Here is an 18,989-nt window from a genome sequence, read left to right as displayed (position 1 = left end):
AATCAAGATTAATTCGATATTATAATTACTATTCCTAATCTAATTGTACATCGGTGATCCTGATTTGTCAATGCACTTTTTTCGGACCAGATGGAGAAGGAGTGTGTTCAGTAAAACATGGAAGCGAAGGAATGGCAGTTAGAGCAAGAACGGCTGGATCAGGTAAGGGGAAAGATGAAGGCGAGGATCGATCAGTTGGAACCAAGCGTTACCGGGATGCGCGATCAGGCTGCCGAGATTCGCAGGCGATTCTGGGAAGAGGTTACGGTCAACACGAGCTCGGACGAAGAGTTTGAAGAAACATTTTATACGATTAAACAGCAGGCTGCGGTGTTATCCGAAAGGGAGCGTCGTCACCGGCTTCTGACGCAGCAATGGAGGAGCTTACATCGGCTGCTGCCGTCTCCTTATTTTGGTCGTGTTGATTTTCTAGAGGACGGCCTGAATGTGAGCGAGCAGATTTATATCGGCGTATCATCCTTCGTCGATGAAGACGAATTGAGCTTCCTGGTTTATGATTGGCGCAGTCCCATCGCAAGTCTTTACTACGACCATTCCCCCGGTGCAGCCTCTTACGTCACGCCGGTCGGCCAGATCACGGGGATGATGGAGTTGAAACGGCAGTATCAGATTCAGAATGGGCAAATCCGTCATATGTTTGATGCGAGCGTAACGATCGGCGACGAGCTGCTCCAGCAAATGCTGGCCAAAGGCGCGGACTCCCAAATGAAGAGTATCGTATCAACCATCCAGAAGGAACAGAACGCCATCATCCGAAACGACCATAGCCGGCTGCTTATCGTGCAGGGGGCGGCTGGCAGTGGGAAGACCTCCGCAGCCTTGCAACGTGTGGCGTATTTGCTATACAAAAACCGCGATTCGCTTAAGGCAGACCAGATCGTACTTTTCTCGCCGAATCATATGTTCAACAGTTATGTATCCACTGTCCTTCCCGAGCTCGGCGAGGAGAACATGCAGCAGACGACTTTTCAGGAATATCTCGAATATTGGCTGGGCTCATCCTTCCATGTCGAGGATCCCTTCAATCAGATCGAATATGTGCTGACCGCACAATCAACTCCGAATTACGAGGCTCGTCTTCAAGGGATGAAATACAAGGCATCCGAAGCTTTCATGAGGGCCCTGCAGAACTATGCGAAGTGGTTGGGGCGGGAAGGCATGCTGTTCAAAGGCATTCGGTTTCGGGATCGTGTTCTGATAACGTCGGAGCAAATGAGAACCCAATTTTACAGCTACGATCCTTCCTTGAGCGTAGCCAATCGTGTTGATCTCTTACAAAAGTGGCTTCTGAAGGAACTTTCATTATTAGAGCGCAAAGAGCGGAGGGCGTCCTGGGTTGAGGAGGAGCTCCAATACCTCGACAACGAGCAATATGCGGACGTATTCAGCGAGCTGCATAAGGATAGGGAAGTGTTTGATATCTCCGAGCGTTATGCCGTTGTTTACGAGAAAATAAGCAATAAGCGCAGAGAAGATGAAGGTGACTTTGACTTCGCCGAGCGGGAGGAAGACATTCTCAGCCAAAGGATTGTGAAGATGAGCTTCAAACCGCTAAGGCAAGGGGTGAGGAGATTTTCGTTTATCGATGTCCAAAGCTTATACGTCCAATTGTTTGATGACGAAGCTGCTTATCGAGAGAAGACAAATGAGACCGAGATCCCCGTTCTATGGTCTGAAATTTGTAGGCAAACCAAAGAAAAGCTGGACCGGCTCGAATTATTCTATGAGGATGCCACTCCGTATCTGTATTTAAAAGAATTGATCGAAGGCGTTCGAACGAACACGGAGATTCGTCATGTATTCGTCGATGAGGGGCAGGATTATTCGCCGTTTCAATATGAGTATCTCAAGAAACTATTTCCGCGTGCGCGCATGACCGTACTCGGTGATTTCGGGCAGGCGATCTTTACGCAGTCTACCAAGCTTCAAGAGTCCGATTCGCCGCTTACTCGACTTTATGGTGAAGCCGAAACTTGCTTGATCCGCCTTGTGCGCAGCTATCGTTCAACAAGGGAGATTGTGGAATTCACGAAAACGCTGCTCTCTGATGAGTCGGAAATCGTCCCTTTTGACAGGAGCGGACCGAGGCCGCTTCTTGTGAAGTTAAAAGACGAAGAAATGCGTGATGCACGAATATTGAAAGACATCCCGGCACTTAAAGCCGAGGGCTTTGACTCTATTGCCATCATCACGAAGACTGCGGCTGAAAGCCGCGCAGCCTTTGAATCTTTACGGGAGCAAGGAAGCGAAGCATTGCAGCTCATTACGAAGGAGACGGCCGCCTTCGAAAAAGGAGTAATGGTGATTCCCGTATATCTCGCCAAGGGTGTTGAGTTTGACGCCGTTCTGATTTATGAGGCATCACCTCAAGCTTACAGCCGGGATAACGATCGCAAACTTCTGTATACAGCATGTACGCGGGCCATGCACCGACTTCATGTATACACAACGGACGATTGGTCACCATTCGTGCAAGCATTGCCTGCTGATTTGTATGAGAAAGCAGCATATTGACGGATCGGTAATGGCACTCTCCGCCGTAAGCTGCCGCTCATGATTCGGCCAATCTTCGAGAACAGATTTGTTTGATCCTCGAGCTGTTATGATCCATAAACAGCTCGAGGATCGGAAAGCTCATGTCAGTTCCTATGAACAAAGGCGCTGACTCGCGCGTATGAAAACATGCAAACAGCCTTAGCCGTTAGTCGGCCGAGGTTGTTTTTTTGCGCTTATAAGTCTGAGACGTGCGTCATTCATTACAAGGGTAGGGGACTTTCCTTGCGGGCTCAGAATTGTGGGGCTTGTCGATAGTCATTGCCTCTTATCGTCTTAGCCAAAGTTAAACGCTGACTGTAGGTTCAACCATAGTTATTCTATTATTGACGGAATCGAGTTGCACTGTTGCGCCAATCGGCAAAGCGGCTTTATAAATCCCATGTCCTGTAGCAAGATTTGTTATAAGCGGCTTACCGAGAGGTACAACAAATTCGTTGATTAAATCTTCATAGGATATGCCATAAGCAGCCTGGCAGCCTGAGCATTCTCCCATAATAATGCCGATGCAGTCATTAAATTTTCCGGCAAGCTTCAAATCGTTCAAATATCTGTAGACGGTATTGGTGGGTTCGTGGGTTTCTTCAAGAACGAGAATCTTACCCCTTGTATCGATTTCGTATGGCGTGCCCAGCGTATCGACAAACGATGTGAGATTACCGCCCACAAGCTGCCCCGTAACGTTGCCCGGAATGCGGCTTATCAGCGGCATCCCCGGCGGATTCAAGATTGGCCGGGTTAGTGAATACACGGATGTCGCGGAAAAAAACTGATCAAAACTATAAGCAGGCGTTTCGGGTTTGAAGTCAATAAGCATCAGACTATGGAATGTTATTAAATCTACATATTGATGCAGTACATTTAATAGTACCGTGATGTCGCTGTACCCCGTGACGATTTTTGGATTATTTCGTATCTCATTATAATCAAGGTACGGAAGTATACCGGCCACGCCTGTACCGCCTCTGGTAGGCAGTATCATTTTTACCTGCTCATCTCGAAACATCATCATTAAATCGGAGGCTCGCTGCTCGTCTGTGCCGGCAAGAAACCCGTTCTGCGCATATACATATTGACCCAATACAACATTAAGCTCCATTGCTCTCAAAAATTCGATTCGTGCATTAATGATATCTGCAGCGAGCGGGCTGCCCAAGGTAACGATTCCAACGGTATCGCCCCTCTGCAAGATTGGCGGAGGTATCGGCATATCCTTTTCTTCCTTCCCTGAGAATAGAGAAAGCTATTATGATCATGTCTTTAGAATATATTGGCTATATTCGCAATGCAGTACTAAAAAAAGTTCTTGAATGCGCGTATGCTTAGTTGTGATCGTGGAAGAGGAAAGGTTTTGAGCCGGCTTGTTATTCGGCGTTACAACCTTCTAGGAAGACTTCGATTGACGGATAGCCGTCTCGATATAGGCTCTCAAAGTCTTGATAAACGTGCGCATGGCATATCCGACATACCTGTCGCTGCGGTAGATCAGACAAATGTCCTGAGAAGGCGTAGGATTCCTGAGGTGCACGACCTTGATGTCCGGATTGTGAAGATTCTCCAATAGAAGTCTTGGCAGAACACAAGCGCCGACTCCGCTCTGTACCATCTGAAGGAGGGAAGATAACGTTGTTGTCACCAAATGCGACTGTAGTGTAAACCCGCTATCCATGCAAAAACGGTCAATCAGCTTGCGGCATTGATGGTCTCCTGGGAACATGACCATCTTTAAGCCTTGCAGCCTGTTTAAGGGGATGAAGTTCTCCGTGGCAAGGGGATGATTCATACTTACCGCCAATGAGAACTCCTCATGAAACAGGGGAATTGTCGTGAGACGTTCATCCATAACAGGTCCAATGGTTACGCCGACATCGATGCTTCGGTCCAGGACTTGTTCGGTTACTTTCGTGGTTTCCAACAGGGACAGCGAGATGGTGGGATAGGTCTGATGAAAGTTTAATAACATGGCATTGAACATGAGATCCGCGTCACCGGGCAAGACCCCGATGGAAAGGGATCCGCCTTGCATTTGCTTCAGATCTGAAATAGCGTCGCCCGCTTGCTGCAGATGCCTGAAAACGGCAGTGCCGTGTTCACGAAGAATGGCTCCAGCGTCTGTAAGGACAATGGTTTTTCCCACACGATCGAACAATAGAACTCCGAGTTCTTCCTCCAATCTTCTTATCTGCTGGCTAATGTTGGGTGCACTGACTCCCATTTTTTCGGCTGCTCTCGTGAAATGAAGCTCTTCACAAATGGCCATGAAATATTGCAGTTGTTTTAACTCCATTGCTGACACCTGCTTTCTAGTGCATCGTGTATCATGCTCAATGATTATTGTTGCTCCGGCTTCTTCTTCTGTCAACGCTTAATCGTTAACTGATACTTAACGTTCCGGTAACGCCCACTGCATTGATGGTTAGTTCCGTAAGACATAAAATGGGAACATATCAAGCGGTTCTCATAATAAAGGAGGAATTAGCATGTCTGAAATGATTATCAATACGGCAACAACCGCACGTCAAGTGCTGCAGCAGCAGGTGCAGGCGATCCCGGAGGAACTGTTCGATATCCAACCGGCTGGTTTCAATAATACGATCCGTTGGAATGTCGGCCATATGATATATTGGATGGATAAGTATTCTCCCTTGATCTTCGACGCTACGCCTATCGTGCCGGACTCTTATGAAACGCTGTTTAACTCTGGAACAAAGCCCTTGGATTGGACGGTTGCTCCTCCATCGAAGGAAGCGATGGTCGAGATGTTAACGGCGCAGCTTTCCCGTATCACTGAGTTGACGCCTGAAATGCTGGGCGAGAAGCTTTCGGCTCCGTTTGACTTGGGACCGTTCCATTTCAACACCTCTGGTGAGCTGTTAAACTTTATCCTGATTCACGAAGCTTTTCACCTTGGAACGATTTCGAGCCAGTTAAAGGTTCTTTCGTCGAGTTAACAATGTTAAGCAAGATTCCTGTTTCATGACGTCTCACCATTTAAAACGATGCAGTGAAAACTGTTTGGAGCAACCCATAAACCATAATGAGGAGGATTCTTTGATGGAGAAATCTCAAGATTCAGTCCAATCTCGAACATGTGAAGGGTTTGATGCCTTTAGGCATGCGTTGGAAACGGGGGATACGGCTGATTTTCTTAATAAGGTTACGGAAGATTTTCATTTCTCTGTTCCGCTCCCGCTAGAAGGGTGGAATCATGAACAGCAAGGCAAAGAGCGGTTTGAGGAAATGGTCAGGTTCGAGCGATCCGTATTTCAGATGCAGCTCACTCCGCTCATCGTGCTTGAGAATGAGGACAACGGGATGGTGGTATTTCGCTCGGAAGGCTTGTTGAATGGGCGGCCTTTTCGTAATGAGCTTGCAATCGTCTTCGAATATGAGGCAGGGCGGATCCGCTCCTTCCGCGAATATGTAGGTATGCCTTTAAAAAACTACGAGAACCCATAAAAAGCTGCAGTGTATATTGGAAGCCAGACTCCATTCGGATCGGGCTTCCAATACATGTTCCAGACGTACATACTCGATTAAACACTTTCGGCCTTGTCCAGTATGCTTTATGAGCTGCAAGTCTACTTATCCTTCAGATTAATTCTAAAAACATCCCCCGCATTACCACCAAAAACCATCATCCCGCTTTCAGGCAGTACTACCGAGTAATTGTTGCTTGCCTCCCGCGAAGAGTTCGTTGTCTCATTCATAACCGAAGTGTATCTATGCGTGTTAAGAATATATTATAGTTATGGGCCGTCTTCGAATACAATGTACGTATAGCCAAGCACGAGATCAAGCCTGAAGCAAGCGATCCGTCTCCAATGCCTTAGAACGCGACTTGGAGCCGGTGTTCAAGCGTGAATCAAACCAAATACAAGTTTATCGGAGGGATTCGAGTGGGAAAACAGTTTCCGGCCATGCTCCCCGAGCATATGGCCTTCATCCGAAAGCAGCAGCTGTTTTTTGTCGGAACGGCGCCCATGTCGCGGGATGGGCATGTCAATCTGTCACCGAAGGGATATGACACGTTTCGGATATTGTCCGATCGTAAGGTTGCTTATTTGGATTTGACCGGGAGCGGTAATGAGACCAGCTCCCATCTCGAAGAGAACGGTCGTATCACGATGATGTTCTGCGCATTTCAGGGGCCGCCGAATATCCTGCGCCTATACGGAAACGGAACGGTGATTCTCCCGGAGGACAACGAGTGGGAGGCGCTGTACGGAATGTTTGAGCCGCTGCCTGGAGTCCGGCAGATCATTATGGTCGATATACATAAAGTCCAGACGTCCTGCGGTTATGCGGTCCCATTCATGTCGTACGAGAAGGAGAGGGAGACGCTCCAGCGATGGGCGGAGCAAAAAGGCGAAGAAGGCTTGCACAGTTACTGGCAGGAAAAGAATTTGAGCAGCCTCGACGGATTGCCGACGTCTCTTGGGAAACGTATAAGGACATAGCGTTGGTATCTCGAGGCTGGACGATGGGCCAGGAGTGACTTTGAGGAGGTTGAAGATGGGACATGGAACATTCCCAAATCGTACATACAATCCTTGCAAAATTAGGAAATGAACGTTTGATTACGGAGCTGACGACAAAGTTGTCGCAATCTGAGATGACTACGCTTCTTCTCGCGCTTTCACAAGAAATGACGGCTCAAAGTTCTCCCGTCGATTTGTTAAACAAATATGCCACGAATCGTTTTGTGAAGCCTTCCGAGCTCAGTCCAATCAAGCTGAAGAAAATAGAGCTTGATATGCTCGAATTGGCCGAACATCGTGGATTTACCTCATTGGGAAGCTGTTCAGTGATTGCAAAGGTTGATCAAAACAAGGTGATATCAGCAACAAGAGGCGTTGAATTGATGTCGGACAGCACCAATATGCTTGCGATTTATCTGGCGAATGGCATAAAGAACAAATCAATTAACAACAGCATCAGCGACGTGCATGTTTGCGCAGCCAGCAGAGTCACTCGAGGGCAATGGTATAAACAGGCCAACGTCCTTCCTCATTTCGGTTTATTTACCTTGGTTAGTTCAGGAAAAGATACCGGCTCATATCGCTTCGAAAAAGATACACTGACCCGGCACATCGCATTCTATCTCCATTATTATGGCGGGAAGCTTGGTCAGGAGACAAAGGTATTTCTTCATTTGCGCAAGGGCTATACCGATTCAGATGGTTTCCTGGACAGAATGGTCGATCATTTGAATGTAGAGTTTCCTTCCTGCTTATTGATCGAGGACAGGGTTGAGAGCAGCAACCAGTATTATAAAGGCCTGAACTTCGAAGTGAATGTGAATGGAGTGAATATAGTAGATGGCGGTTTCGTGGATTGGACCCAGCAATTGCTCGGGAACAATAAGGAACGATTGTTGATCAGCGGGACGGGCATGGATTTACAGTTGATCACCGGAATGATTCAATGAACGAGTCAGCTTCAATCAGAACCGATTTCGATTTAATTCGATTGAACTGCTGTTAAACTGAACTAATGCACGATCGGCAACAAAAACTCCATCTAAATGAATACGGGGTCTGGCGGAATTCGTTGACACGACACCAAACAGTGTCCTATGCTTAATTGCAACCGCTCTGGAACTCGAGAATGGGTTGGAATGGCTGCATAAAAAACTTTAGGGGGTACCTCGATGGTAAACGGTGAAAGGAATTCAAAGATCGATCCCTATTTTAACAAGCTTAAGAAGTGGAAGGAAGAGTTTAAGCTGCTGAGAGAAATCGCTCTTGACTGCGGGTTGACCGAGGATTTCAAGTGGATGCATCCTTGTTATACGCTTGACGATAAAAACATCGTTTTGATTCATGGCTTTAAGGATTACTGTGCGCTTCTGTTTCACAAAGGGGCTTTGTTAAAAGATCCCCATGGGATACTAATCCAACAAACAGCGAATGTGCAGGCAGCGCGTCAGATCCGGTTCACCAATGTTCAAGAGATCGATGAAATGCAACTTATCTTGAAAACATATATTGATGAAGCCATCGAAGTTGAGAAAGCCGGTTTGCAAGTGAACTATAAAAAGAATACGGAATACACCATACCGGAAGAATTAGAAAGCAAATTCGTGGACATGCCCGAATTAAAAACGGCTTTTGAAGCATTGACACCGGGAAGACAAAGAGCATATATTCTACATTTTTCCACACCCAAGCAATCCAAAACCCGAGAGTCAAGGGTGGAAAAATATATCGCGCATATCCTGAATGGAAAGGGATTAAATGATTAGTCTATACTCTCATTGTGGAAGGAATAGAACATACATAAATTAAACTCCGCGTAAACGCGGAGTTTTTAGTTTGCAATTAACCGTTATTGTAGGTAGCTTCCCATCACTTCGTTGCATGAGAGAGCGATCCTAACGAAGGTACAGATAATCAAGAAGGAGTACAAGAAATACGATTGTGCAATTGTTCAAGGGACCATTTTGATTGTCGTTTTTTCAACAAAAAAGTAAATATCGGTTGCACCTAACGTAACGTCATCTTTTATACTTACATTACCGGTACATAGTTAGCGCTAACAAAAGGAGCTCTTATGAAACGAAATTGGAAGGTGGGAGAGCTTGCCAAACAAACGGGGCTCACCGTGCGGACTTTGCGATTTTACGATCAAATCGGTTTGTTCTCGCCATCGTACAAGACGGAGTCCGGTCATAGGCTGTACGATGAATCTGACCTGTCACGCCTGCAGCAGATTATATCGCTTAAAGAATTAGGCTTATCTTTGGAGGAAGTAAAGCTCATCCTGAAGGACGAGCAGATCAGCCCACTAGAGATCGTCAAGCTGCAAATAGCCCGAATCAAGGAACAAATCAAGGTGCAGCAGCAGCTTCTTGAACAGCTTCATCATGTATCCAAGTCGATGCAGGGGATGGCGCCATTAGCGGTTGAGGACTTCACTGACCTCATGCAAGCGATTAAAAAGAGCCATGAGAAGTTAGTCATCGAGCGGAAAACGAGCTGGGAGCACCATCTGGATGTATTGGGTGATTTTATTGCCGAGGAAGAGAAAAAATCGAAATCTAGGGAGGATTAATCAATGAACGAACGATTTGTTAAACACGCCACCTTCGTCGTAGAGCGGACTTATGCGACTTCGCCAGCGAAGGTCTATCAAGCTTGGGCCGATCCGGCTGCCAAAGCAAGGTGGTTCTCAAAACCCGATATTTTCGAGTTTCATGTCGGAGGACGCGAATATAGCAGCGGTGGTCCGCCAGAGGGGCCCGTCTTTACATTTGACGCATGCTACCAAAAGATTGTGCCGGAAGAGCGCATCGTCTACAGCTATACCTTGGATTCGGATGACAAACGTGTCTCCGTTTCGCTCACTACAGTCGAACTCATCCCGACCGAGGACGGCACAAAGCTGATCTTCACCGAGCAGGGGGCATTCTTCGACGGATATGATACGCCTGAAGTGCGTGAACATGGGACGAATGAGATGCTTAATGCACTTGGAAGGACACTGGAATAGAGGCGTCCGGCATTTATAAACCCCACTGATCAAAGAATCAGTGGGGTAAACCATCAACCTGGATGGATAATAGGGGCTAGAGTGAAGAAGTGTTACATAGATATCAATTACTCTTTCCGACTTATAAACTCATTCGGAATATCTTCACCTTCCGGGTTATTGTTTTTAATTTGGCTAAGACGTCCATTGCGATACTCACCACCATGAACTTTGTTCTGGCGCTGACCATTATTATCCGTACGATCATGCTGATTATGATTATAGTTCCTGTTATTTGCCATTTCGTATTCCACCCTTCTCACTAAAGATGTACAACTTAGAATGTGTATTGAGATCAGATTTATGCAGAAAATAAGCTGATCGATAAAAGGTGATCCTTTACAAAAAATCAACCACTAAACCCACGAGAAAGTCACATGGATTGGTCTCTCTCGAGCGCTCTAATTAGTTGCCAGGTTGGTTCCGCCGTGAAGTAAATTTCGTTATATACCATGCACTTTGTAAATTTCTTTATAACCTCACATTCGAACTGCCCTTTTTTAAATAAATCTAGGTAGCTCATTTCGCTGCGGATATATTTACCATCATCGTACCAGTTCATAAATCGATTGTTAAATCTTCTTTTGATACATAAATACGGCTCCATGACGATTACCTTGCCACCTGGTTTCAAAATGCGCTCGAACTCGACCAAATAGGAACGAATCTGCTCATCCGATATATGGTGAAGAACAGCAACGACAAAGATATAGTCAATGGAGTTGTTTTCTATAGGGATCTGGCGTTCATCAAATATTTCAAATGTATGGTTGGGGTACAGTCTTTTGGCAAGACGAACCCGATCCATGTCGGGTTCAATACCAAGATACCGATCTGAATGACAAATAGAGCAATTGGCTCCAGTACCCGACCCAAAATCAAGGATAAACTTATTCTCCATTTGGAAGTGCTTCTGAATATGGTCATGGATATATTTTTTGGTAATCCATTGGGGACGGACAAACCAGTGATACAGGCGCGGAGATAGAGGCATTTCTAACAAGTCACCACCCTTTATATATAGCACAAAGGTTAATCTGACTCATCGCCCCATTCCCTATACGTAGAAAAATTAACCGATTCCCATCGATATAAACACGCAAAATAAAGCAGCCGAGTGTGTTACTCGGCTGCTTCATCTTTTACTTTTCGAGAAAATTATCGAATAGACCTGAGCATACGCCTCCATGCATTCCCGTTGGACCGGCGTCTATATGCCATTCCAACCAATGTAGCACCAACCCCAACAGCCAATAAAGATAATGCGGTTTTCTGATTATTGATTTTGAAAGGGATCATCCGCTGCACACCAATTCACTCCTTATTCTAAATATTTGTTCGAGCTCCGAACCATCGTATTATGGGTACGTTATGAACTCTTCATTCAGAAAAAGGATGGGTATAATGATGCTCTTCCTTTGTTTCCTTGTATTTTTACTGTCGTTTACGAAACAATCGATTTTATTTGATATCCGCTTGACCTTTATGCTTTAGGATTTTAGAGGATAAAAGCATGGAGGAGGAGCACATGAAGCGAAAATGGATCGCCGGTTTATTATCCGGCATACTGATCGGCAGCAGCTTTTTTGAACTTGCGCTTGCAAGCACCCCGGCCTATGCCGCGCCTTCGGGAGCGATGCCCGTATTTATCTCGGAAGTTTATCCCGATGATCGGTCGAATCAGCAAACAATCGAGGGCGCGGGTGGTGCCGATCTGTTCGAATATGTAGAGCTTTACAATCATTCGGGGGCACCGATCTCGTTTAATGACGAGTTCAACATTCGTTACGACTATAATACGGGCGTGAAGACGCTGACAGTGACGGACACGGTCTACGGCAGTCAGGATGGGGTGGTCATCCCTGCGGACAGCCCGGCTGTGCTCTGGGTGGAACGGACAAGCTCGTCCATAACCGGAGCGGCAGCGGCCCTGACGGAATCCGATTTCCGGCAGTATCACTCGGTTCCCGGCCATGTGCCGGTATTCAAGCTTCGGGGGCAGGACGGTCTTAACAACACGGACCGCGGCTTATACATAACCCGAAAAGGCGGTGACGCCGCCGTGATCAGCGGCTTCCATTATACCGCCGAGGATGTCGGCGACGGCAAGAGCGTGCATCTTCAGCCGCCTGCCGAAGGTACAGGAATGATTCCTTACGCCCGGGAAGCTGCCCCTTCCGCCGGAATCATCGATTCGGGGCAGCTATCGCCGCCTGACAATCGCGTGCCTGATATCAGTCACACGCCGGTCGCCTCGGCAGATCGGACGCAGCCGCTGACCGTAAGCGCAAGCGTCTATGACGGAGACGGCGATGCACTAGTTGTTAAGCTGTATTACAAAACGGCCGTCAATAGCCCCTACAGCATGATCGATATGAATAATCGCGGCGGTGATCAATTCGATGCGGTCATTACGGCCGATCAGTTGATCGGGGATAAGCTGCAGTATTATATCGAGGCAGCGGATGGAATTCAGCAGTCGAGATCCGCCGATTATGAAACGGCTTTAACCGGAGGAGCTGCCGGCGGGACCGTTCCGCGCATCCTGATTACTGAACTTCTGCCGAATCCGGCGGGGGATTACCGGTGGGGAAGCGGCAACCAATACGAATACGTTGAAATCTACAATAATTCGGATCAGGTATTGGACCTCAAGGATTACACGCTCTGGTATCTGTACCCGAGTCAAACGGCACCTAAGAGTTGGACGATCCCGGATCATACCGCAATCGAGCCTTACAGCTCAGCCGTCATCTGGTTCGCGAAGGAAGCCGTGGCCAACGGCAAAGGATATACAACGACAGCCGACTTCAACCTGCACTTTAACAGCACGCTGAACGATAGCGACATTATTTTCTACGATAATTCGAAAGCTTCGGATTTCAATCTTCCGAATTCCCTGCATCGCGGGCTTGCCTTGTCCGCGCCGGGACAAGCCCATTCGTACATCGTACAGGCCTGGTATGATCCCAGCACGCCGGACAGCCCGGACAGGCTGGTCAACGACGTTCGTAATGCGGTCGTTCGATATGCCTACCCGGATGCAGGGACGACCATGAGAAGATTGGATAACCGGATGTACGCCAATCCCGGCAGCATTGATCCGGGTCAGGTGCCGCCTGTAACAGGCGTTGACATGATAGCCCCGACGCTCGAGCATGAGCAGACCGCCTATAACTTGGGCAAGGGTCAGGGATATGCAGTTACCGTCACTAGCGACGAGCCACTTGCTGCCGCAGAGGTGTTGATTGGATCAGCCTCCGAGGACCCGACGTCTTTTACGGATAAACATGCGCTCACGCTTGCGTCCCAGGATAATGGACGTTATGTCTACCAAGGCTCGATTACGCTGAATGAAACCGGCGTCTATCGTTATATCATCGATGCGGTCGACGACAGCGGCAACCGTACGCGGGTCCCATATAACTCCAGAGGCGGGCTTCTGACAGTTAACGAAGATAGTACGGAGACGGAGCTGCCTGATCCGGGGTTATCCTTAGCCAAAGCCAGCATGCTGAGCGGGAAGTCATCCTTCTACGCTTACGGCTCCCGCGCCGAGGACGATATCGAAGTCCGCTTCGACGGCAATCCGCTGCCGCTTCGCAAGGCGCTGCCGGGCAAGGTACAGTTGGGCATGCAGACCCGAGGGATCGATCAGATCTACCAAGCGTCGGCAAGCGCACTCAATGCAAGCGGGGAGACGGAATTTTTCGGGCGAATCCTGCCTAAATATATCGACGGCGCATGGTCGATGTTCGATATGGCTCCTGACCTCTTCGTGACCGGAACGAGCGTTTCTGTCCATACCGGGAATGAGAACGCTCCTTATCAACTCAAAGATCATGACAAGGTATTCGGGAAGAACAACCATGACGATTTCGAAGTGATGAATCTCCATCTCGTGCTCCCGGACGGTTCGGTAGTCAAACCGGATAAGGTGCTGAACTACCTGGGCAATCTCGGACAGTCGACCGTGAATTACCGGGAGGATACGTATTACGGTTTCGGCGATGCGGATTACGGCAGCAACCCGAACAAGCCGATGATCAGCGATTTCCATTTTCCGATTCCGCAGGACAAGTTCACGGCAAGATATGCTGAGCTCGACACCGCTTCCGTAAAGGATGGGGTGTATCCTCTAAGCATGTCGATGAACGGACAAGTCTTCCAGTCCATCGACGTGACTGTGGACAATACCGCTCCCGAGATTGAAGGAATATCGTATGGGGAAGGGCAGTTGTTGACCGACGCCATGCAGCTCAAAGGGGCGTTCACGCTGGATGTGGTCGCTTCGGACCAGTTAAGCGGAGTAACCGACATTACGGCGGAGCTTGATGGTGAGACAATCGCGCTTCCTTACGAAACGTCTTCTACGCTGCTTGCGCCGGGCAAGCATATCCTGAAAGTGACCGTACTCGACGGGGCAGGCAATTCGGCGGACATCTCCCGTACCTTCATGATTGAAGAGGAGAAGCCTCTTCTCCCGGGCGAAGTTTCCCCAGCCGATTTCGCGGAGAACGCAGGGTTGAATCCGAGCCTGAGAGCGAGACTCAGCGATCCGAGCGGAGACTCGATGGACGTGCGCTTCTTGGAAGGGGATAAATACGATTTTGCCCGTGAAGACGGGATCAAAGGCCATATCAACGTTGCAGACCGGGAGCCGCCGCTTGTACTGGCGCCGGACGGCGAAAAGGGAATCGGCAAGGAGGAGGCCGACAAAGTTGCATACCCTGACGGAGAGTATCTTATTACGGATACGGATTCCGGCTTCCCATATCATCGATTCGAAGTCCAGCTGGACGAAGCATGGTTGGAACAGGATACGGTAGAGCTGCACTGGCAAGGACGTACGCTTCCGGGACGCATCGTGACGCTGTATGCATGGGATTATGAGACGGGCAAGTGGACCGCGCTGAAGTCGGCCACCGGTGACGAAGCCGAATCCGACATTGCCCTGACGGCGGAAGTGGATCCTAAGCGTTACGTGCGAAACGGCAAAATCCAGGCGATGGTTCAGGATGAAGTGAAGAGCGCGAATGTGCCGTTCAACATTTTGTGGTTTACGGACACGCAGTATTACGCGGAATCGTACCCGGACATTTTCGATAAACTGGGTGATTGGATCGCAGAAGAATATAAAAAGGGCTTGTTCAGTTATGTGATCCATACCGGCGACATTGTGAACGTGGCCGACGACGAGAAGCAGTGGGCGGTAGCCGACCGCAACTTGAAGAAGCTGGATGAAGCGGGCGTACCATATGGTGTACTCGCAGGCAATCACGACGTCATCATTGACGGTGTGGATTACTCCTACTACGGTAAGTATGTCGGGGCCGACCGGTATAAGAACAATCCTTGGTATGGCGGGGAAATGGATAACAACCGCAACCATTACGACCTCGTGTCGTTTGGAGGCCATGACTTTATTTTCCTGTATATCGGCTTTGGACTAGAGGACACGCCAGAGACGATCGCTTGGGCCAACGAGGCGCTGAAGAAGCATGCGGACCGCATTGCGATCGTCGGCATGCACGCTTATCTGGAGAGCAACGGCACCTTGTCCAATATGGCGCAGAGCGTTTATGACCAGGTTATCGCGCCGAACAAAAACGTGCAGCTGGTGCTAAGCGGACACTATCATGCTGCGAACCGGGTCGTGAAGACGGTGACGCATCCGGACGGATCGACGAGACAGGTGATCGAAATGCTGGCAGACTATCAAGGGGGGCCGAACGGTGGAAACGGCTATCTCCGCCTGCTGAAATTCGATCCAACCTCCGGTACGCTGGACGTGGATACGTACTCGCCTTACTTGGACGACTACAATTTCTTTGACGACGCCATCGAGGATTTTACCGAGCCGTTTGCGTTCAGAGACATTCAAAAACGGGTGGCAACCGATTATTTTGCAGTTAACGTGTACAAAAATAAGCTGATTGGCGAGAAAAAGGACGTGAAATCCGGAGAAATTGCCTCAGCCGCATGGAATGGGCTTGAAGCTGGCAAGACGTATTACTGGTATATGGATATTACCGACGAATTCGGCGCCAAGCAGCTGAGCCCGATCTATCGCTTTACGACCTCGAAGATAACCCCTCCTCCGGGGGGCGGGAATGACGGAGGCGGAAACAATGGGAGCGGCGGCAATAACGGCAACAATGGAAATAACGGAAACAACAACGGCAATAACAATGGAGGCGCAAGTAATCAACCAGGTCAAAGCAAGCCAGGAACGCCGCCGACCACTGGACCTTCCAGACCGGGAACGATTACGGCGGAAGTCGCCATAAACGGTCAGAGGGCTCAGGCAGCCATCGGGGAATCGGAGCTCAGCGGTGCCTTTGACAGCGTCGCCGCAAACGCGCGCGGAATCAAGACCGTGACAATTCAAATGGACGAAAGCGCCCGGTCGTTCAACGGTGAAATCGTCATCCAGGTCCCGTCAGCTTACTTGAACCGCAACCACGCGCGGGAACGGATCGAAATCGTTACACCGCAGGCAACCGTGAAGCTGCCTTCCGATATGCTGAACCGTCTGCCGGAAGCAGGGCAGTTGACGGGCCTCGTGATTCGGCCGGGTAAGCGAAGCGGGCTTTCCGCGGAACAACTTAACGGAATCGGGAACAGACCGGTCGTCGAATTGCTGCTGCAAATCGATGGCAAGACGGTGGAATGGCCGGGAAGCGGCACCCCTGTATCGGTATCGCTCCATTATGAAGCCAAGGGTGACGAACGAGCGGACCAGCTGGTCGCGTGGGAAGTCGATGCGATGGGCTCCGTCTCTGCTGTGCTGAACGGATATTACAATGAAGAGCTACGCGTTCTTACTTTCGAGACGGGCAAGCTCGGCACGTATGCAATCAGATATAAGCAAGTATCCTATCGGGATGTGGAACCGGGCAGCTGGTATGCAGACGCCGTACATTTCCTCTCTGCCCGAGACATTATTAAGGGAGCAGGAGGAGGACGGTATCTGCCGCAGAAGGAGATCAGCCGGGCCGATTTCCTGGTGATGGCGATGAACGCATTCGGCATAAGCCCGGAGAATACGGATGATGACGGTAATTTTGCCGATGCGGGCAGCCGCTACTATACGAAGTATTTATCCGCAGCGAAGAAGCTGGGACTGGTCCATGGAACGGGAGATAACCGGTTCAGACCGGAGGACTCGATCACGCGTCAGGATATGGTCGTCATGCTCCATGCGATGATGGAATTGGCCGGTAACGAGTTGCCGGGCAGAGAAGATAACATCGAACGCTATACGGATGCGAAAGATGTATCCGGTTATGCGAAGGAAGCGATGGACTTCATGCTGGATGCCGAATTGATTCAAGGCACAGGTGGAGGCAAGCTGTCACCGAAGTCCGTTACCAATCGGGGGATGGCAGCAGAGCTGATGTACAACTACCTGGTCAAAAGCCGGGAAGCTTCTTAACAATTAAAATAAAGACGAGTTGTTATCATGTTAATGGATTAACGTAGAGCGGGAGGAGCCTCCCGCTCTTTTTGTTGCCGTTCGGTCGCGGCTGTGATCTCAGGCTGTTGTTTAACTAACTGTCAGATACGTTCAATTAAGGTACTATACTTTGGATATCTTGCTTGACATGATCTGGTTATATTTTGTAATCTGTTTTTGGAGATGAAGGAAAGGGGACTCGTATTCTAATGTGGACTTCCTTGTAATGGTTTGATTGTAGGTGATCGCGTGATTCGACCTTGGCTAATTGCCATAGGTTTGGTGAATCATGCCATCCTCAACCATTTCAAGGGATGCGAGAGACCGTTTATTTCACCCGCTGCGCGAATACTTGATGTATCCACTTTTTTTGGTTAAGGCAGCGGAAGCAATTCATCTCCAATGATGAACGATTCTCTTGTCTTCTCTTATCCGTAGGAGGTATTTCGAATCATGAAGAGACTGCAAGGGAAAATTGCCATCGTCACTGGCGTAAGCCGTCCGGGGGGAATCGGAGCCGCGATATGCCGGACATTGGCTCGCGAAGGTGCCGATCTATTCTATACTCATCTATATGACTATGATAAAACAATATATCCGAATGATGCAGACAAGAGTTGGCCAAATTTATTTGCCGACGAGCTTCGCCAGTTGGGCGTTCAAGCCGCACATATGAATTTGGACTTAGCCGATTCCGGTTCGGCTGTCAAACTGCTGCAAGAAGTCCGAACTACGATCGGGCTTCCGACGATCCTTGTCAATAATGCTACGTACAGCGTCGATGCCGATTTTCGTCAATTAAATGAGGCTCTTATCGATGCCCATTGTGCTGTCAACATTAGGGGGACTTTCATGCTATGTGCCGAATTCGCTCGTATGCTTGAGTCCGAACAACGCGCACATACCGACGGGTTGCCCGGAGGAAGAATCATTAATCTTACCTCTGGCCAAGGAAAAGGCCCAATGCCCGGTAATCTCATCTATGCTGCAACGAAAGGAGCCATCTCCGTTTTCACCGAATCATTGGCTGCAGAGCTCGCTCCACTTTATATCACTGTGAACGCTATCGATCCCGGTCCTACCGATTCGGGCTGGATGTCCGAAGAGGTGAAAACAGCCCTGCTTCCGAGATTTCCGATGGGGAGGATCGGTCTTCCCGAAGATGCGGCCCGTCTGATCGCTTTTCTAGCAAGTGAAGATTCAGAGTGGATTACCGGACAAATCATTCATTCCAGAGGCGGGTTCTAAGTGAATTTCTTTTACCGTTCAGCATTGTAACGTATGAGTTACGAGTCTCATCGCATTATCAGAGAACGATAGTTTAATCAGAGCAAAAGAAGGCAGCCGATCATTGAGATCGGTTGTCTTTTTTAAGCTAACGGGCAGCTTGGATTGATAAGATGCTTTTATGGAAATAAGACAT

Annotated in this window: 14 protein-coding genes; 10 read left to right on the top strand and 4 right to left on the bottom strand. The window is 48.7% G+C overall.

The features are described from left to right. Positions 1 to 117 precede the first annotated feature (117 nt). Positions 118 to 2,535 carry an RNA polymerase recycling motor HelD gene (gene helD / locus DP091_RS11275; RefSeq protein ID WP_113058416.1) on the top strand — a complete coding sequence of 806 codons (2,418 nt, stop codon included), beginning with the start codon at positions 118 to 120 and terminating at the stop codon, positions 2,533 to 2,535. 325 nt (positions 2,536 to 2,860) lie between these two features. Here the strand turns inward: helD and DP091_RS11270 are convergent, their stop codons facing one another. Continuing rightward, positions 2,861 to 3,784: a S66 peptidase family protein gene (locus DP091_RS11270; RefSeq protein ID WP_113058415.1), complete on the bottom strand. Its 924-nt coding sequence runs from the start codon at positions 3,782 to 3,784 to the stop codon at positions 2,861 to 2,863. 174 nt (positions 3,785 to 3,958) lie between these two features. Further along, positions 3,959 to 4,861 carry a LysR family transcriptional regulator gene (locus tag DP091_RS11265; RefSeq protein ID WP_113058414.1) on the bottom strand — a complete coding sequence of 301 codons (903 nt, stop codon included), beginning with the start codon at positions 4,859 to 4,861 and terminating at the stop codon, positions 3,959 to 3,961. Positions 4,862 to 5,054: 193 nt separating this feature from the next. Between DP091_RS11265 and DP091_RS11260 the strand changes: the two genes are divergently transcribed. From DP091_RS11260 to DP091_RS11230, 7 genes are all read left to right on the top strand, one after another. Further along, positions 5,055 to 5,525 (top strand): DinB family protein, encoded by a 471-nt coding sequence (locus DP091_RS11260; RefSeq protein WP_113058413.1) that lies wholly within the window; start codon positions 5,055 to 5,057, stop codon positions 5,523 to 5,525. Between the two features lie 103 nt (positions 5,526 to 5,628). Continuing rightward, positions 5,629 to 6,033: a nuclear transport factor 2 family protein gene (locus DP091_RS11255; protein ID WP_113058412.1), complete on the top strand. Its 405-nt coding sequence runs from the start codon at positions 5,629 to 5,631 to the stop codon at positions 6,031 to 6,033. Between the two features lie 440 nt (positions 6,034 to 6,473). Continuing rightward, positions 6,474 to 7,034 (top strand): pyridoxamine 5'-phosphate oxidase family protein, encoded by a 561-nt coding sequence (locus tag DP091_RS11250; protein ID WP_113058411.1) that lies wholly within the window; start codon positions 6,474 to 6,476, stop codon positions 7,032 to 7,034. Positions 7,035 to 7,096: 62 nt separating this feature from the next. Then, a complete protein-coding gene (locus tag DP091_RS11245) occupies positions 7,097 to 8,005 on the top strand; it encodes a hypothetical protein (RefSeq protein WP_113058410.1) in 909 nt (302 codons plus the stop codon). Between the two features lie 222 nt (positions 8,006 to 8,227). After that, the gene (locus DP091_RS11240) at positions 8,228 to 8,821 is read left to right on the top strand and encodes a YdeI/OmpD-associated family protein (protein WP_113058409.1); all 594 of its coding nucleotides are present in this window, start codon (positions 8,228 to 8,230) and stop codon (positions 8,819 to 8,821) included. Positions 8,822 to 9,129: 308 nt separating this feature from the next. Beyond that, a complete protein-coding gene (locus DP091_RS11235) occupies positions 9,130 to 9,630 on the top strand; it encodes a MerR family transcriptional regulator (RefSeq protein ID WP_113058408.1) in 501 nt (166 codons plus the stop codon). A gap of 3 nt (positions 9,631 to 9,633) precedes the next feature. Continuing rightward, positions 9,634 to 10,068 carry an SRPBCC family protein gene (locus tag DP091_RS11230; RefSeq protein ID WP_113058407.1) on the top strand — a complete coding sequence of 145 codons (435 nt, stop codon included), beginning with the start codon at positions 9,634 to 9,636 and terminating at the stop codon, positions 10,066 to 10,068. A gap of 107 nt (positions 10,069 to 10,175) precedes the next feature. Here DP091_RS11230 and DP091_RS31320 read toward each other — a convergent pair whose 3' ends face one another. Together DP091_RS31320 and DP091_RS11225 are read right to left on the bottom strand one after the other, a co-directional pair. Beyond that, positions 10,176 to 10,349 (bottom strand): hypothetical protein, encoded by a 174-nt coding sequence (locus DP091_RS31320; RefSeq protein WP_181469777.1) that lies wholly within the window; start codon positions 10,347 to 10,349, stop codon positions 10,176 to 10,178. 131 nt (positions 10,350 to 10,480) lie between these two features. Beyond that, entirely contained in the window at positions 10,481 to 11,101 is a 621-nt protein-coding gene (locus tag DP091_RS11225; RefSeq protein WP_113058406.1) for a class I SAM-dependent methyltransferase, read from the bottom strand. 534 nt (positions 11,102 to 11,635) lie between these two features. Between DP091_RS11225 and DP091_RS11220 the strand changes: the two genes are divergently transcribed. After that, positions 11,636 to 17,545, top strand: a complete 5,910-nt coding sequence (locus DP091_RS11220) for an S-layer homology domain-containing protein (protein ID WP_113058476.1) — start codon at positions 11,636 to 11,638, stop codon at positions 17,543 to 17,545. 474 nt (positions 17,546 to 18,019) lie between these two features. Beyond that, positions 18,020 to 18,814 (top strand): SDR family oxidoreductase, encoded by a 795-nt coding sequence (locus tag DP091_RS11215; RefSeq protein WP_113058405.1) that lies wholly within the window; start codon positions 18,020 to 18,022, stop codon positions 18,812 to 18,814. Positions 18,815 to 18,989 lie beyond the last annotated feature (175 nt).

This window comes from Paenibacillus sp. MDMC362 (assembly GCF_003269305.1).
Taxonomy (GTDB): Bacteria; Bacillota; Bacilli; order Paenibacillales; family Paenibacillaceae; genus Paenibacillus_AQ.
Note: the sequence above shows the minus strand (reverse complement) of the source record. Positions and strands in the feature narration are given on the sequence as shown.

Excerpts from the sequence above, each read along its gene's own strand:
- helD (WP_113058416.1), top strand. The coding sequence starts at position 118 with ATGGAAGCGAAGGAATGGCAGTTAGAGCAAGAACGGCTGGATCAGGTA.
- DP091_RS11270 (WP_113058415.1), bottom strand. The coding sequence starts at position 3,784 with ATGCCGATACCTCCGCCAATCTTGCAGAGGGGCGATACCGTTGGAATC.
- DP091_RS11265 (WP_113058414.1), bottom strand. The coding sequence starts at position 4,861 with ATGGAGTTAAAACAACTGCAATATTTCATGGCCATTTGTGAAGAGCTT.
- DP091_RS11260 (WP_113058413.1), top strand. The coding sequence starts at position 5,055 with ATGTCTGAAATGATTATCAATACGGCAACAACCGCACGTCAAGTGCTG.
- DP091_RS11255 (WP_113058412.1), top strand. The coding sequence starts at position 5,629 with ATGGAGAAATCTCAAGATTCAGTCCAATCTCGAACATGTGAAGGGTTT.
- DP091_RS11245 (WP_113058410.1), top strand. The coding sequence starts at position 7,097 with ATGGAACATTCCCAAATCGTACATACAATCCTTGCAAAATTAGGAAAT.
- DP091_RS11240 (WP_113058409.1), top strand. The coding sequence starts at position 8,228 with ATGGTAAACGGTGAAAGGAATTCAAAGATCGATCCCTATTTTAACAAG.
- DP091_RS11235 (WP_113058408.1), top strand. The coding sequence starts at position 9,130 with ATGAAACGAAATTGGAAGGTGGGAGAGCTTGCCAAACAAACGGGGCTC.
- DP091_RS11230 (WP_113058407.1), top strand. The coding sequence starts at position 9,634 with ATGAACGAACGATTTGTTAAACACGCCACCTTCGTCGTAGAGCGGACT.
- DP091_RS31320 (WP_181469777.1), bottom strand. The coding sequence starts at position 10,349 with ATGGCAAATAACAGGAACTATAATCATAATCAGCATGATCGTACGGAT.
- DP091_RS11225 (WP_113058406.1), bottom strand. The coding sequence starts at position 11,101 with ATGCCTCTATCTCCGCGCCTGTATCACTGGTTTGTCCGTCCCCAATGG.
- DP091_RS11220 (WP_113058476.1), top strand. The coding sequence starts at position 11,636 with ATGAAGCGAAAATGGATCGCCGGTTTATTATCCGGCATACTGATCGGC.
- DP091_RS11215 (WP_113058405.1), top strand. The coding sequence starts at position 18,020 with ATGAAGAGACTGCAAGGGAAAATTGCCATCGTCACTGGCGTAAGCCGT.